This window comes from Nostoc sp. DSM 114159 (assembly GCF_053470285.1).
Genome location: NZ_JBPFEH010000001.1, coordinates 5,534,242 through 5,550,059, shown reverse-complemented (window position 1 = coordinate 5,550,059; position 15,818 = coordinate 5,534,242). Strand labels below are relative to the sequence as shown.

Here is a 15,818-nt window from a genome sequence, read left to right as displayed (position 1 = left end):
AAGGCGACTTCTTTCTCTACGGAAAAAGTGTCAAATTCCTTTATTCCAACTAGTTCAGTCCCTTTGTCAGTCTCTCAGTTTTGGGCATCTAAACTACTTGTTGAAAATTTTCTCCCAAAAAACTTTATTGGAAGCGACTGGCTTGCCATGAACAGAAAAGTTTTCAAATTTCGCTATCCTCATATTAACTAACAATAGTGCTTATGGCTTACGAATCTTGGTCACAAGTTGTAATTCGCACAGTTATTGAATGGGAAAAACGTAAAGCAGAGCTAAAATCTACCTCGGTTATTCCCGAACAAAAAACAAAGCGCAAACCCAAAACTGCCTAGTCACGATACTCAATGGCTGTTATGAAGTTGCCATCTACACATATTTTGTTGATGCAGCCATTGAGTATTGATCTCTTATCTTGAGTATTTAGTCTTTGCCAGTAATTTTTATTAGAAAAATCCTGTATAATTCTCTTCTTAGCAAACAGAGATTCTTTGGAGGCATTATTTGTTGTTCCTAATGCGATCGCCTATGGCGGGCGGGTACGCCATCGCAATCTGTTGTTTCAGGTAATTTTTTAATCCGGTACTTTCAAACTTTATTCTGCTTCGGCTCCTAATATAACCCTTTCATACAGTAGTGCGATCGCAAATTCAAATTCGATGCTGGATAAGGTAATAATATCTCCCTCAGTGTAGGGATAGTAAAGCCACATTCTTCCCTCTCCACGAGAGTAGCGTTCGACGGAGATTATTTCTGAATCTATCAATAAATATTCTTGTAAAGAAGGCATTTTCAGGTAATTAGTGAATTTTTCGCCCCTATCTTTGCTGCTTGTACCAGGGGAGAGAACTTCGGCAATTATTTTTGGGTTTTGAATAAATTTGCGGGCATTGAGGTCTTGAGAGTCGCAACTGACGATAACATCAGGATAATAGTAAGGACTTATAGGCGTAACTTGCACTTTCACATCCGACACATTCACCCGGCAACCTCTAGCACGTAAATGTGGATATAAGGCTCTGTAAAAATTAAGTGCAATGTCATTGTGGGGAATTGTACCACCTGTCATCGCAAAAACTTCACCGTTAATGTATTCGTAGCGAAGGTCTTGCTGGGGTTCCCATACAAGATATTCCTCGATGGTCATTTTTTGCGGTTGTTGAGAGATGGCTACCATAGCAAGATTTTTCCAGTTTGTTTTGATTTTAGCGAATAGGGTAGGGTGTTTTTCTCCCTCAGATATTCATAGTTGTCAGATCGCACCTTTTTTACCATATCTGCAACACGGCATGAAATTTGTCATGGTTGCAATGTAACAGTGCGATTGTGACATTTAGGAGATGTGGAAAACGCTTTAATCTAGTAACGATACTCAATGGCTGTAATAAAGTTACCATCTACGCATATTTTTTTAACGCAGCCATTGAGTATTGCTCTTTTATCTTGGGCATTAAGCCCTTGCCAGTAACTTTTATTAGAAAAAGCCAGTATAATTCGTTCCTTAGCAATCAAAGATTGTTTGATTGCATTATTTGTTGCTCCAAGTGCGATCGCAATCTGTTCTTTGAGGTCATTTTTTATTTGTTCGATTGCTGAACTTGGTGGCAGCGTTTCCAGAGTATTCAGCGATGCACGCAGAGTTTTGACTTCTGCCGATTCTTCTACAACAGTTTGCTCATCTGTTTCCACCAAATTTGCTAACCGTTCGGCTTCTTGTGCCAAGAAATCTACTACTTGGATGTCTAATATTTTTGATGAAATCATATTTTTATTGCTACAGTTGCCAGCTTTATACAAACGGCACTGAAAATAATAGATAGCTTGCCCATCCTTATTTACCCGTTTTGCATGGCGCGTCATTGAACCTCCGCAATGAGCGCATTTGATTAAATTAGAAAACGGGTTTACTTCGTTATCGTCTCTTGAAGCCCATCGGTTATGTCGATTGCCTCGGATAATCTGTTTTATTTGTTCATGTTCTGTGCAGGTAATGATTGCCTCTTCGTCGTGGGTTCCCCATTTTACCTTCCACTCGTCAAAATGTTTTCGCTTTCCCTTTGATTTAACGTAAGTATCAAAAGGCAAGCCTCCCGCGTAAACAGGATTTACTAATAATGCTTTTAAGCCTGCAATTGACCATCTCAGTCCAGACCACGGATAACGCAAGGGATGATTAGCTTTATTTGGTGTAAATACCATTTTATCTAAGTCATCGTCGCTGATAATCCTTGAACTTGTTTCAGGCTTATTCCAAGCAAAAGCTTTTGTTTCTATACCAAAATCGCAGTGCAGCTTACGAACAGTAGCAGCAACTGAACCGCACTCAAAAAAAGTATTAAAAATATATCGGGCCAGGTCAGACACCGTTAATTCTCTTTGTCCTTCCAACAAGCAAACGCATAGTGAGTCATCGCGTATATATTTATCCTTTTGGATACGGTATCCCAATGGGGCAACTCGGTGACTTTTTCCTTGGTCTATCCTATGACGACGTTCACTCTTTAACCTCTCTGTCACCATTCTTACCTCAAATTTGGCAGCAGCAAGCAACATATCAATCGTTAATTCCCCACCAAGACTCTCTGGGTCAACTCCTTGATCTAGAGCTATTAGTTTAATTCCCTTGGAGCGCAATACCTCCAACAATGAATAAAACAAACGCGATGATGAGCCGATACGATCGATCCGGGTAAATTGAAGTGATTTTACCTTACCCTTTGAAGATGTCTTCAAGTCATTAATTAATTGTTGTAGTCCTTCCCTGACTTCGGTTGTCCGTGATTGAATATCCCAGTATACTTTTGAACACCCAGCATCCTGCAAGCGTTCTATTTGTTTACGTAACGCACCTTTATCTGTCTGCTGCTCCTCACCGCTAACTCTTGCGTAACCCCAATTTTCCATAACAACGCATTGACACAACCTTTATTATATTTGATAGCAGATACTTCTATTCCCAGAAATACTCAGAACAGTTGCAAAAGCGCCAACCCCAAACAATTCGTAATTCGTAATTCGTAATTCATAATTGAAGACAACAATGCAAAATAACTGCATCTATCTCGATAATAATGCCACCACTAAGGTAGACCCAGAAGTTATAGAGGTAATGCTACCTTACCTTACAGATTATTACGGCAATCCCTCCAGTATGCATACCTTTGGTGGGCAAGTCGGTAAAGCAGTGAGAACAGCAAGAGAACAACTTGCAGCCATCCTGGGAGCCGATGAATCTGAAATTGTCTACACAAGTTGTGGAACTGAGGGAGATAACGCGGCGATTCGAGCCGCACTGTTGGCGCAACCAGAAAAGCGACATATTGTCACCACCCAAGTTGAACATCCAGCAGTACTCAATGTCTGCAAACAATTAGAAACCCAAGGTTACACTGTTACCTATTTATCAGTAAATCATCAAGGGCAGCTGGATCTAGATGAACTAGAAGCTTCCTTGACGGGTAACACCGCCTTGGTGACAATTATGTATGCTAATAACGAAACCGGCACGGTTTTCCCGATTGAGCAAATTGGGTTGCGCGTCAAAGAATATGGTGCTATCTTCCATGTAGATGCGGTGCAAGCAGTAGGGAAAATCCCCTTGAATATGAAGACTAGCACGGTGGATATGTTAACCCTGTCTGGTCACAAGCTGCACGGGCCGAAAGGAATTGGTGCTTTATATATCCGGCGTGGAGTTCGGTTCCGTCCCTTCATGATTGGGGGACACCAAGAACGCGGACGTAGGGCGGGAACAGAGAATGTTCCAGGAATTATTGCCTTGGGCAAAGCTGCCCAACTAGAACTGTTACACTTAGAAGAAGCGACAGCAAGAGAAAGAAAGCTGCGCGATCGCCTGGAACAAACTTTACTAGCTAAAATTCCCGATTGTGTAGTCAATGGTGACGTTACGCAGAGATTGCCAAACACAACCAATATCGGCTTCAAGTACATCGAAGGTGAAGCAATTCTACTGTTATTGAACAAATACGGTATCTGTGCATCATCCGGTTCTGCTTGCACCTCCGGTTCTCTAGAACCCTCCCACGTTCTGCGGGCAATGGGCTTACCCTACACAACTTTGCACGGTTCAATTCGCTTCAGTCTTTGTCGCTACACAACAGTTGCCGAAATCGATCGAGTCATAGAGGTAATGCCTAGTATTGTAGAACGTTTACGCGCTCTCTCACCATTCAAAAATGATGATGCAGGTTGGTTGCAAGGACAAGAACAAGCACTAGCGCATCGTTAGGAACTAGCGAATAGGGAATAGGGCATAGCGCATTAAGAATGGAACCTATGCCCCATGCCCAATCCCCAATCTAAAATCCAAAATCTAAAATCTAAAATTCGTTATGTGGGACTACACCGATAAAGTATTAGAACTGTTTTACGATCCCAAAAATCAGGGAGAAATTGAAGAAACGAGCGAACCTGGAATTAAGGTTGCAACGGGAGAAATCGGTAGCATTGCTTGCGGTGATGCTCTGAGATTGCACCTGAAAGTGGAAGTAGAATCTGATAAGATTCTAGATGCTCGTTTTCAAACCTTTGGTTGTACTAGTGCGATCGCATCTTCTAGTGCATTAACCGAAATGGTCAAAGGTTTAACTTTAGATGAAGCTCTGAAAGTGTCCAATAAAGACATTGCAGATTACCTGGGTGGTTTGCCAGAAGCAAAGATGCATTGCTCTGTGATGGGACAAGAAGCGCTAGAAGCTGCTATCTATAATTATCGTGGCATACCTCTAGCTTCCCACGATGATGACGATGAAGGTGCATTAGTTTGCAGTTGCTTTGGCATCAGCGAGTCCAAAATTCGCCGCGTGATTCTAGAAAATCATCTCACGGATGCCGAACAAGTAACAAATTATGTAAAAGCTGGTGGCGGATGCGGTTCCTGTCTGGCGAACATTGATGATATTATTAGATCAGTTCAACAGGAATACGCCTCACCTGCTCTCAACAATTACGGCGTACAAGTTGCCACAGAAATTGTTACGTCCAAAGAACGATCGCTAACAAACGTGCAAAAGATTGCTCTAATTCAAAAGGTTCTTGATGAAGAAGTCAGACCCGTACTCATCGCTGACGGGGGAGATGTAGAACTCTATGATGTCGAAGGCGATCGCGTTAAAGTTGTACTGCAAGGTGCTTGCGGTTCCTGTTCAAGTAGTACAGCAACCCTAAAAATTGCGATCGAAGCCAGATTACAAGATCGTGTCAGCAAGAGCCTTGTAGTCGAAGCAGTTTAGGAATTGCTGTAGGACTTAACGTAATCTACAAATACGCTCTAATATGCATTCAGCCAGGAACAGAAAGTAGGATTTGAACCATATAATTGTCTCCACATCAATGCTTCAATCCTACCGAGAACCGATAGCTAGATTAGCTATCACGGCTAACAGCATATAGGCTTCATACATTAAGCGCCTACTTGCTTTCTTTCATCATCCAACTCGCTTCAAAGGAACAGGATATGAGCACATTGTACGACAAACTTGGTGGACAATCAGCTATTGAACAAATAGTAGATGAACTCCACAAACGCATTGCCACAGACAGCCTCCTCAATCCCATTTTTGCTGGTACAGATATGGCGAAGCAACGTAATCATCTAGTTGCTTTCTTATCTCAAATATTTGAAGGGCCAAAGCAGTACGCCGGTCGTCCAATGGACAAAACCCACGCAGGATTGAATTTACAGCAACAACACTTCGATGAGATTGCAAAACTCCTGGGTGAATCAATGGCTGTGCGTGGAGAGTCGCCAGAAGATACCAAAGCTGCACTAGAGCGCATCTCAAATTTCAAGGGCGCTATTTTGAACAAGTAATAGGACCATGCATTGATTGTTGACAAATAACAACATCAAGTCCTATTGAATCTTGCAAGCTGAAACACATTATGACGTATTTGTAAATTGCGTAATTTTCTTTGTTCTTTGTCATTTTTTGACAAAGGACAAAGGACAAAAAGAAAAGAAATTTAACCACGAAATATATGTACCTACTCTCAATCATTTTAGCTGTGGAGCGATCGCCCCCAGCAGGCATTTATGCCAACGCTACCAACGATGCTCTACACGCGCTCACTACTGTCGCTCAACTGGCGTGAACGCAACTGACAAACGCACAGACCCACTAACCAACCAATTGCAGGGAAATACGAACCATGACAGACGAAAATATAAGACAGATAGCTTTCTACGGAAAGGGCGGTATCGGTAAATCTACCACTTCCCAAAACACCTTAGCAGCTATGGCAGAAATGGGTCAACGCATCCTCATCGTCGGTTGCGACCCGAAAGCTGACTCTACCCGTTTGATGCTGCACAGCAAGGCTCAAACAACCGTTCTTCACCTCGCCGCAGAACGTGGTGCAGTAGAAGATATCGAAATCGAAGAAGTAATGCTCACCGGTTTCCGAGGTGTACGTTGCGTAGAATCTGGTGGTCCAGAACCTGGTGTAGGTTGCGCCGGTCGTGGTATTATCACCGCCATTAACTTCTTAGAAGAAAACGGTGCTTACCAAGACCTAGACTTCGTATCTTACGACGTATTAGGTGACGTTGTATGCGGTGGTTTCGCTATGCCAATCCGCGAAGGTAAGGCACAAGAAATCTACATCGTTACATCTGGTGAAATGATGGCGATGTACGCTGCTAACAACATCGCTCGTGGTGTTCTTAAGTATGCTCACACAGGTGGCGTGCGTTTGGGTGGTTTGATTTGCAACAGCCGTAACACAGACCGAGAAATCGAATTGATCGAAACCTTGGCAAGCCGGTTGAACACCCAAATGATTCACTACGTACCTCGTGACAACATTGTTCAACACGCAGAATTGCGCCGGATGACTGTTAACGAGTACGCACCTGAAAGCAACCAAGCTAACGAATATCGGATTTTGGCTCAAAAAATTATCGACAACAAGAATCTGGCTATTCCTACACCCATCGAAATGGAAGAACTAGAAGAATTGTTGATTGAATTCGGTATTCTCGAAAGCGACGAAAATGCTGCCAAGTTAGTTGGTAAGACTGCTGCTGAAGCTCCTGTAGTCTAAGTCGCTGCTAATAAATAACGCTTTAGCACAAGGAAAAAGGAAGAGTTTTATATCTTACCTTTTCCTCTCTCTAGCATCTCCCCCCTAACCTTAGAGGGGACTCCTAGTCCCCCTATGCCCCGATCCTTACGAATCACAGAGGCTAAATATGACACCTCCAGAAAATCAAAACATCATCGAAGAAAGAAAAGAACTAATTAAAGAAGTTCTCAGTGCTTACCCAGAAAAAGCTGCTAAAAAGCGCGAAAAGCACTTAGGCGTATACGAAGAAGGTAAGTCCGATTGCGGCGTTAAGTCTAACATCAAATCCCTTCCTGGGGTAATGACCGCTCGTGGTTGTGCTTACGCCGGTTCTAAAGGCGTGGTTTGGGGCCCTATTAAGGACATGATCCACATCAGCCACGGGCCTGTAGGTTGCGGTTACTGGTCTTGGTCTGGTCGTCGTAACTACTACATCGGTACCACAGGTGTTGATACCTTTGGTACCATGCACTTCACCTCTGACTTCCAAGAAAGAGATATCGTTTTCGGCGGTGACAAGAAACTTGTCAAGCTGATCGAAGAACTAGATGTACTTTTCCCCCTCAACCGTGGTGTTTCCATTCAATCTGAATGTCCCATCGGTCTAATTGGGGATGACATCGAAGCTGTTGCTCGCAAGACATCGAAAACAATTGGTAAGCCAGTTGTACCTGTGCGTTGCGAAGGCTTCCGGGGTGTTTCTCAATCTTTGGGACACCACATTGCGAACGACATGGTTCGTGACTGGGTATTCACCAGAGCAGACAAAGCGAAAAAAGACGGTACACTTCAGTTTGAAAGTACTCCTTATGATGTAGCCATCATTGGTGACTACAACATCGGTGGAGATGCTTGGGCTAGCCGCATCCTGTTAGAAGAAATCGGCTTGCGCGTAGTCGCTCAGTGGTCAGGTGATGGCACCATCAACGAAATGTTGATGACCCCCAATGTGAAGATGAACCTCATCCACTGTTACCGGTCGATGAACTACATCAGCCGTCACATGGAGGAAGCTTATGGTATACCCTGGTTGGAATACAATTTCTTCGGCCCCACCAAGATTGCTGAATCTTTACGAGAAATTGCTTCCAAGTTTGACGAAACAATCCAAGCAAACGCTGAGAAGGTAATCGCCAAGTATCAGCCCACAATGGATGCGGTAGTTGCTAAGTACCGCCCCCGCTTAGAAGGTAAGACCGTTGCCATCATGGTTGGTGGTCTACGTCCTCGCCACGTTGTCCCAGCTTTCCAAGACTTGGGCATGAAGATGATTGGTACAGGTTATGAGTTCGCTCATAACGATGACTACAAACGTACCACTCACTACATCGAAAACGGCACCATCGTTTATGACGACGTTACCGCTTACGAATTCGAGGAATTTATCAAAGCGCTGAAGCCCGACCTCGTAGCTTCTGGTGTGAAAGAGAAGTACGTCTTCCAAAAGATGGGTCTACCTTTCCGTCAAATGCACTCTTGGGATTACTCCGAACCTAGCGATCGCACTTCAACATCATATAATGCAAGGTTTTTTTGCGGTGGAATAAAAAAGAGCCTATTTCTAGCCTAAATGCAAGTTGCAGGGTGATTTAGTATAAGTCAGTTTTGCTGGTTTATATAAAATAACTCTTCTTTTGTCTGGCTTTTCGGATTTTATGGCATTTTGCCCAAAGAAAAGCTGTAAAATGAAAGACTATTTTTAATGACGATTTTTTAGATTAAATGGTGCGATCGCTTTCACCGAACAATATGATGATTGACGAATGGGGGGTGCGATTAGCAAAAGCAAGAATAATTCTTCTGAAGGATGTCAAACCTAAATTTGCTTTAACGGCAAAACGCAGCGACGGCAAGTAAGCTCGAACTCAGCACCAGCGACTGCCAAAAGTCTGCTGTGGAGGGGTGTTAAACAGCTTTTTTGCCGTAATTCAAAACCATATACTTAGTGGCTTGCACCAAATATATTCTCATTATGGTACTTAATAAACTCTTCGCTGATACTATGACCAGTATTGCTCCGAATTTTACTGTTATCAAGCTTCATTACACCATAATCAAGCATTACGTGATGATTAGGACAAAGCACAATAATATTGCTCGCTATATCAGGGCCGTTATGTGGACGACCTAATGGTTTTATATGATGTGCTTCCGAATAACTCTTTTTGTTCACAAGAACAATGGAAGTATTACATAGCTGACAAAGATGATTATGTAAAAGCTTTATTTTACAAGTAAGTTGTGTATCTCGAAGAATGCGATAAGTTTTTTGTAGTACTCGCCCAGGCGCTTGATTACCACTTCCATGAAAATTTTGGTTATCAGCTACTTTGTTTTCATTATCACTTCCCTCGTCTATGTCAGATGCTTCTGGAGTTTCTGTAACAAATGAACGTAATCCCCAAACGCCACTTCCAAGACCTCTCACAGAAAAGAATAAATCTTTTCCCTTATATTTGGCTGAATCGGAAGAATGGTTTTCACTTGTCCCTCGAACGGTTGCAGCTAAATTTTGCGGATGTGGAAATGGACGAATTTTTTTGACTTCTTGGTAAATATCAGCTAGTGGAGCTACACCGTTAAGGTTAGCAAGTGCAGTAGCAATATCCTCGACCCATTTCCTCATGACCAATTCCCTAAAACTTTCACCAGTTCAATAATGCAAGGTTTTTTAGTGGCGATATAAAAAATAGCTATCGCCACAACCAGTTAAATAGTTTAACTAATTGATACAGTCATGAGATTTTTTAACATTAATGCAAATATCTCTTGTTTTGCTCAGATTGCCAGAGACTTGTTCAATGAAATGTCCTCCTTCGTAATGGCTTCCCTTTCCATGGCTGTTTGTTCCCCCGGATCTATGGCTACCTGTACGATTAGCTGCGTATGAAGGGCTTATAAACACACAGAAAATAAATAGAAAAGCAATACAGATAGTGAGTAATTTTTTCAGATGTTTGCTCATGATTATCAGTTATTTTGTTTATTCAACACCTCTTGTATAACTTTGCATTTTTTCTATAACATCGGAACTTATACGGAAAATCAATGAATGTAGTCTTGCTTTAACTCACAGTATATTTAGCTATAAACTTAGTACCAACCGCATAACAACGCTAAATATTTTGTATAGAATTTATGTTAGTGCTGAAAGAACCGCAAATTTCCAGATGACTCGTGGAATTTGCAAATAGATTTAGCAACGGAGGGTAATAAAAATGATTGAATTGCTTTTATGTGTGATCGCCTCAACTCGACAACATTGTAAAGATTATCTGTGAGATGGACAAGAAGTAGACCGTTGTAGCGATGTCTGCGACGGGCTACGCCTACGCCCTTACCCGACAATAAACTAGGCGATCGCATTAAACCGTCCAATCCTCAATTAACAATCCGGGTACTTTGTCCAAATCCCGATGGTTGCATGTTAATAAAACTAATTTACGAGATAGTGCGATCGCCCCAGTTCGACAACACGCCACTGTATATTCATCACTGGTGAAGTTAAGCGATCGCCTCTAACTCAGGAATGTGTTCAGTTTCGTAGTTTTCAATTAAAACACCAATAACTTCCATTAGAGATGCGAGTGGATGTGTCTCGTCTTCACCAACTTGATCGATGAGACAATCAAGGATCTCAACTAAGCGTTCATATTCCTCTTCTGTGTGAGGAACAAAGACGTTTTCGGCAATGGATGACCAAGCAGTGATGGTTTGATCGAGGTTGAAACTTTGCATTATTCTTTCCACTTTCCTTCATCATATTCTGAATGCGTTAACACAGCCCGAATGTAGATTTTCTGGCGGTTGTAGTGAATTGCAGCAATGAGTCGAACTTTGTTACCACCAATATTAAATACTGTCAATTTACCGACTTGATCTGCTGATGGAAACATTTCACGGAGTTCCACAAATGAGACAAACTCATTTCCCTTGACCAATCGATACCACTGAGCCAAGGCGTTATTTGTATCTGGATAAAGTTTAGCAAATTCATTCAGCCGTTTACGAGTAATAACGTGCATCTGAAGACCCTTGATGTCTTAATAATTCTGTCATCCATATAACTCACGTGCGATCGCTAATCTTATATTCTAATCATCGCCTCAACTCAGTAGTATATTCATCCACTTATGAGAATAAAGTGTTACACAAATTCACTACTGAATTTCTGAACTATTGTCTGCACAATTGCCAAAATCGCTCCTACGTTATCCAAGTAATATCTTTGCTTATCAAGCAAAGCTACTTTTTGCGAAAGTTGAAGAAACTGCCATACTTCTCCTGTTGTCACGCATCCATACACAGATATTTCTGTTTGTCCAGATGAACGATTGAATAAATCCGCCGCTACCATTTGCGCGATGCACTGTCCTAACCCAGCTTCAACATCATTTTTCTTCGCTTCCACAACAGTGATAATTGGGCTACGCAACGGTGGTAAAGGTGGAGCAATTGCTAAAATAAAATCACATTCCCCAATCAAGCCCTGTGCAGGATCGACATCAAGTCTTTGTCCAGAGAAAATAGCCAAGCTATCTTGGCTGAGATCCCGACAAGTTAATAAAATCGGTACAATAATAAATTCGCTCCGAGCCTTTTCACTAATTAGAGCTAATTGGGTTCGCTTTCCTAAAGTTTCATCTAACCACGAAGGAATAGAAAGAGGTACAAGCTTGGGAAACAAATCTGCTTCTTGGGTAGTGATTCCCAAAACAGCCGCAGCTTTTTCTAGAGTAAAATCGCTGTACGCCATAGTTTTGCACTGCTTTGAGTATATGACGTTTTTAATAAAAAGAAATTACTTCTATTTTACCTCTGTTGTAGAGTTGTCTAAGAATTCTGTGTGAAATGCTTCCGAAGTAGTACGTTCTAGCAATGGGCTAAAAGTGTCGCAAGTTTCAGTTAACCAGAGACAAACAATTTTTACAGGTTAGATTAGGCGCGATCGCAAACATTTTGTCACAATTAAATTCATCAATACGCCACCTAACCCAACTCTTAATTTTTAATAACTAAATCATTGCGGATTCATCCGAATCATGTCTGTCAAAAGATTATCCAAGCTGCCGTTAACTTGAATGCGATCGATCTTCTCTGCAATCCGCTCTAATACTTCGAGTTCTTTTAAACGCAATGCAACGGGATTATCCTCCATCACTTTGGCTGTGTTTAACATACTGCGGGTAGCAGCAGTTTCTTCTCTACGTCTGACTACATTTGCTTGAGCAGCTTTTTCGGCCTCAACTACTTTGCTCAAGATAGTCTTAATTTCGCCAGGTAAAATAATGTCTTTAACACCTACAGAATCTACTTCAATTCCATAGTCTGCGGCTTTCTGGCGAATATATTCAGAGATGCTTCTATCCATTGCACCTTTATCTTCTAATAAAGCATCTAAGTTGCGTTCGCCGACTGCACCACGCAAAGCAAACTGCAATTCTTTGTACAAAAACCCAGAAATATCTGATAAGCCGTTTTTTGCCCTTAATGGGTCTTGGATGCGGAAGCCTGCGGTCAAATTCAACCGCAGAGGTACTTTATCTTTAGAGAGGATGTCTTGACCGGATACTTCCATATTTTGCAGTCGGAGGTCAATGGTTTCGGTTTGAAAAGAGCGGCCAAATAACCACCAAGCATGTGTACCTGGCGATCGCAATCCTTGAAACTCTTGATTAATGTATACTAATCCAACGTGCTGGGCGGGAACTTGGCAAATATGCAAACAGTTACGACTGAGCAATTTCACTTCTGTTAAACCTTCAACTAACTCAGCTACTAAGTTAGGCTGTAACTGAGCATCAGCGCTGATGTCGAGAATTTCCACTGCAACACCTTGCCAAAATAACTTACGGCTGGTGGGTGGCAAAATAGAAATCACTTTCCCTCTATATCGCACAATTGCAACTTGCGAAGCCAGTAATTGCACGGTTTCACAGTAGGCAGCAATAAAGTCGGGATGTTTTTCAATGAGTACATCTTCCAGGGGAAAGTCTGGGTTAGGGATAATCCGGCTGAGAATTCGGACTGTAACATCTCTATCTACCGACCAAAAAGCATACTCTCCTGGTTCTAGAGGTCGCACAAAATTATTTTGCACATATAGTAGACCAATCTCATACTCTGAGATTTGGAACTTCTTCACTCCATTCAACGTAACTGAGCGCAATTGCTGCACAAAGGAACTAGGCAATTCTAAGCTTTCTTCCAAGTTGAATATATGAGACTCTACTTCGATAAAACCACGCCAAAAAGCAATCAATTTATTTGGTGCAACGCTTACCCAATTTTGACCGTAGCGGACTAATGCAACTTGATTGAATGCGGTTCTGATAATCAATAAGTGTTCTTGTAGTTCGGCTTGGTGATTTCGCAACAACAGTTCTAGGTTTTCAATCTGAGCTAGTGGCTGATTGAGGTCATAAATTTTTACTTGCCAATGCCGACCTAAATATGTATACGTACCGGGTTGCAAAATTTTCTTAAAGTCACTGCGGTGATATAAGATGCCGATTTCGTTAGGTTTAATATAAAACGTTTGCCACATAGTAATTTGCATAAATAATTTGTGTGATAGCTAAAGTAAGCTAGTTGATGCCTGGGTTGGGCATAGGCATCGCAACTAACTAAGAAGATTTGATAAAAACATTTATAACCTTGCTTGAACTAAAGTACCACCTGTATATCACAGTTTCAGTACGGCAACAGTCCGAATTTATCTTGAGGTTCTTAGGTTTTATAACCCTATAAACAAAGGCTAAAGGATTGGTTTTAGCTCTTTTGTATTATTATACTACACAAAAATATTTATACCAATTTTAAAAAAGAATGCGACAAATACATACTCCCAAATCTTTGTTCTGTCTAGCTTTCCTAATTTTGAATACTTCGACTACGCTCAGTACAAGTTTTGAATTTTGAATTGGTATTACTCTGTCAGTGCAGGTTTTTACAGTTCCGGTGCGGGCAAAAGCTTCTCCAAAGCTGGATTAAGATTGCTGTTACTTTTCCCAAATTGCTCAATGGCAATCTAAAAAAAGAGAACCGCGCTCAAATATGCCGTTCGCTTTGCCAATTCAGAATCCCCAAAGGAAAACCAAATGTAAGAAAAGGAAGGAACATACTCAAGTTAGGGAGAGATACAGTTGCGCTAGCTCTTTTACTGTTATAAATACCTGCATAACAGAGTAGAAAAAACAAAAAGTTTTTTTGATTGGGTCTTTTTGAATACCCAATAATTCTGCGGCCTTGTCCCTAACAAGGTGCCCGTACCCAGGGCGAGGGTTTTTGCCCGAAAGTATAGGAATCGAACCTACAAATAATCGGCGATACACCGATCGCTCTACCAAATGAGCTAACTTTCATGGTGAAATAGTTGAAAGTACTGGGCGGTATACGCTATTACCAGAGGTTAGCGTACCAGTTGGGTATACAGAACCCAAACTACAGCTTGGTGACTTTGTTACTATTCCGGTTCAAATCTAGCACAGGTAAAAAGTTAAAGGGTGAATTTCATTCGCGCTGGCTATTATTGGCTGAGGTACACCTAAAATGAGTCTTTTCTAGCTAAATAAGCAGCTTTAAAAACGTACTTCATCAGTTTGGGAGTCACCATATTTCTGCTTGATACGTTCCACGCTTGATTTAAATTCTGCACCTTTGGTCGGGTTAATCATTGCTACATAATTTGCAAACCCGGTAATTGCGGCAATTAAATTTGTTGATTTTCCCCAACTTTTTCCTGATAAACCTTCTTGTTCTATTTGATATAAAGTTGCGCGAAAAGCTTTTAATGTCTTTTTAGATATATTTAATTGCGTATTTACAATTATACCTGTTACTTCTTGCTGCACTGATTTACCGGAAATCTTGGTTTTATTATCATTAACGGTAAAATTTTCACTATGAATAATAAATTTAGTGTTTTTAATCAAATTAGATATTTTGGACGATGCATCCTCAGAAGTAGAAAATGTTAAATCGTCAGCGTACCGCGTATAGCAAAACCCAAGATTTTCAGCGATCGCAGCCAGACGACTATCGAGATTACGGCAAACTAGATTAGAAATAGCAGGACTTGCAGGCGAACCTTGAGGTAAATGGCGGTTTTCTGAAGCTGTATAGTTAATTTGTCCATTTATTGCTATTTCAGCGGTTGTACAAATCAACCCGAAAATTGTCGCCGTAGGTTCTGAATAACCAAACCCAGAAAATAATTCTTTGACACGCTTGTAAGAAATTGACTGAAAAAAATTCTGTAAATCAATATTGACTATTACATTTGCACCAACATGGGGTTTAGCATTGGTGACTATCGAACGATTTTTACAAAAGCCGTGCGCTGCATTATGAATTTCTAATTTCTCTAAAATATTCTCTAGAATCCACCTTTGAGCAGCTTTAAGTTCGGGCTTTGGTGCAGAAATAATTCTTTCTCCACCTGTCTTTTTTGAAATTTTGAAAGGGAGGTAATGTGTAGTTAGGGATGTACTAGTTGTTAAAAAGCGCAGTTTTTCTAAGCTTATCCCCATTGCCAAGGCTATTTCTTCGGCAGTATTATATTCAGCTAAACCATGCGATCGCAACTTTTCTAGATTACTTTCAGTCGCTAATGGGGTAGTGCTTAGATTTTTGCCGTACATAATACAAAATATTTTTTACTCTGCAAGTGCAAGTGTTTACAGTTTAGGTGTGGGCAAAAGCTTCTCCAAAGCTGGATTAAGATTGCTGTTACT

General features: G+C 41.2%; 14 protein-coding genes, 1 tRNA gene and 1 pseudogene. 7 read left to right on the top strand and 9 right to left on the bottom strand.

Annotation, left to right across the window (positions count from 1 at the left end; genetic code table 11):
- Positions 1-203: 203 nt before the first annotated feature.
- The gene (locus tag ACR5KR_RS23120; RefSeq protein ID WP_445630320.1) at positions 204-332 is read left to right on the top strand and encodes a hypothetical protein; all 129 of its coding nucleotides are present in this window, start codon (positions 204-206) and stop codon (positions 330-332) included.
- A 260-nt stretch (positions 333-592) separates the two neighbouring features.
- On the opposite strand, the gene ACR5KR_RS23115 is transcribed toward ACR5KR_RS23120, so the two are convergent.
- Together ACR5KR_RS23115 and xisF are read right to left on the bottom strand one after the other, a co-directional pair.
- Complete coding sequence (locus ACR5KR_RS23115) at positions 593-1,174, bottom strand: Uma2 family endonuclease (RefSeq protein ID WP_445630321.1); 582 nt, start codon at positions 1,172-1,174, stop codon at positions 593-595.
- 182 nt (positions 1,175-1,356) lie between these two features.
- Complete coding sequence (gene xisF, locus ACR5KR_RS23110; RefSeq protein WP_448268144.1) at positions 1,357-2,901, bottom strand: fdxN element excision recombinase XisF; 1,545 nt, start codon at positions 2,899-2,901, stop codon at positions 1,357-1,359.
- 136 nt (positions 2,902-3,037) lie between these two features.
- Between xisF and nifS the strand changes: the two genes are divergently transcribed.
- The 5 genes from nifS to nifD all read left to right on the top strand — a co-directional run bounded on the left by nifS (position 3,038) and on the right by nifD (position 8,653).
- Positions 3,038-4,246 (top strand): cysteine desulfurase NifS, encoded by a 1,209-nt coding sequence (nifS, locus tag ACR5KR_RS23105; RefSeq protein ID WP_445630323.1) that lies wholly within the window; start codon positions 3,038-3,040, stop codon positions 4,244-4,246.
- Between the two features lie 103 nt (positions 4,247-4,349).
- On the top strand, positions 4,350-5,249 hold the full coding sequence (nifU, locus tag ACR5KR_RS23100) for a Fe-S cluster assembly protein NifU (protein ID WP_445630324.1): 900 nt from the start codon (positions 4,350-4,352) through the stop codon (positions 5,247-5,249).
- 224 nt (positions 5,250-5,473) lie between these two features.
- The gene (locus ACR5KR_RS23095; protein WP_322709718.1) at positions 5,474-5,830 is read left to right on the top strand and encodes a globin domain-containing protein; all 357 of its coding nucleotides are present in this window, start codon (positions 5,474-5,476) and stop codon (positions 5,828-5,830) included.
- Positions 5,831-6,168: 338 nt separating this feature from the next.
- Positions 6,169-7,062 (top strand): nitrogenase iron protein, encoded by an 894-nt coding sequence (gene nifH / locus ACR5KR_RS23090; protein ID WP_445630325.1) that lies wholly within the window; start codon positions 6,169-6,171, stop codon positions 7,060-7,062.
- A gap of 148 nt (positions 7,063-7,210) precedes the next feature.
- Positions 7,211-8,653, top strand: coding sequence for a nitrogenase molybdenum-iron protein alpha chain (gene nifD, locus ACR5KR_RS23085; RefSeq protein WP_448268143.1), 1,443 nt, complete (start codon positions 7,211-7,213; stop codon positions 8,651-8,653).
- 372 nt (positions 8,654-9,025) lie between these two features.
- Here the strand turns inward: nifD and ACR5KR_RS23080 are convergent, their stop codons facing one another.
- Positions 9,026-9,709 carry an HNH endonuclease gene (locus tag ACR5KR_RS23080; protein WP_448268142.1) on the bottom strand — a complete coding sequence of 228 codons (684 nt, stop codon included), beginning with the start codon at positions 9,707-9,709 and terminating at the stop codon, positions 9,026-9,028.
- 469 nt (positions 9,710-10,178) lie between these two features.
- Between ACR5KR_RS23080 and ACR5KR_RS23075 the strand changes: the two are divergent.
- Positions 10,179-10,306 (top strand): annotated as a pseudogene (locus ACR5KR_RS23075) (restriction endonuclease); the annotation flags it as partial.
- A gap of 281 nt (positions 10,307-10,587) precedes the next feature.
- On the opposite strand, the gene ACR5KR_RS23070 reads toward ACR5KR_RS23075, so the two are convergent.
- The 6 genes from ACR5KR_RS23070 to ACR5KR_RS23045 all read right to left on the bottom strand — a co-directional run bounded on the left by ACR5KR_RS23070 (position 10,588) and on the right by ACR5KR_RS23045 (position 15,725).
- Entirely contained in the window at positions 10,588-10,821 is a 234-nt protein-coding gene (locus ACR5KR_RS23070; RefSeq protein WP_334973154.1) for a hypothetical protein, read from the bottom strand.
- Positions 10,821-11,108, bottom strand: a complete 288-nt coding sequence (locus ACR5KR_RS23065; RefSeq protein WP_448268141.1) for a type II toxin-antitoxin system HigB family toxin — start codon at positions 11,106-11,108, stop codon at positions 10,821-10,823. Before ACR5KR_RS23065 ends, ACR5KR_RS23070 begins: the two co-directional genes overlap by 1 nt.
- Positions 11,109-11,230: 122 nt before the next feature.
- Positions 11,231-11,839 carry a hypothetical protein gene (locus ACR5KR_RS23060; protein WP_448268140.1) on the bottom strand — a complete coding sequence of 203 codons (609 nt, stop codon included), beginning with the start codon at positions 11,837-11,839 and terminating at the stop codon, positions 11,231-11,233.
- A gap of 264 nt (positions 11,840-12,103) precedes the next feature.
- The gene (locus tag ACR5KR_RS23055) at positions 12,104-13,630 is read right to left on the bottom strand and encodes a slipin family protein (RefSeq protein ID WP_448270296.1); all 1,527 of its coding nucleotides are present in this window, start codon (positions 13,628-13,630) and stop codon (positions 12,104-12,106) included.
- A 744-nt stretch (positions 13,631-14,374) separates the two neighbouring features.
- Positions 14,375-14,447, bottom strand: a tRNA-Ile gene (locus ACR5KR_RS23050).
- A gap of 216 nt (positions 14,448-14,663) precedes the next feature.
- A complete protein-coding gene (locus ACR5KR_RS23045; protein WP_448268139.1) occupies positions 14,664-15,725 on the bottom strand; it encodes a reverse transcriptase family protein in 1,062 nt (353 codons plus the stop codon).
- Between the last annotated feature and the right edge of the window lie 93 nt (positions 15,726-15,818).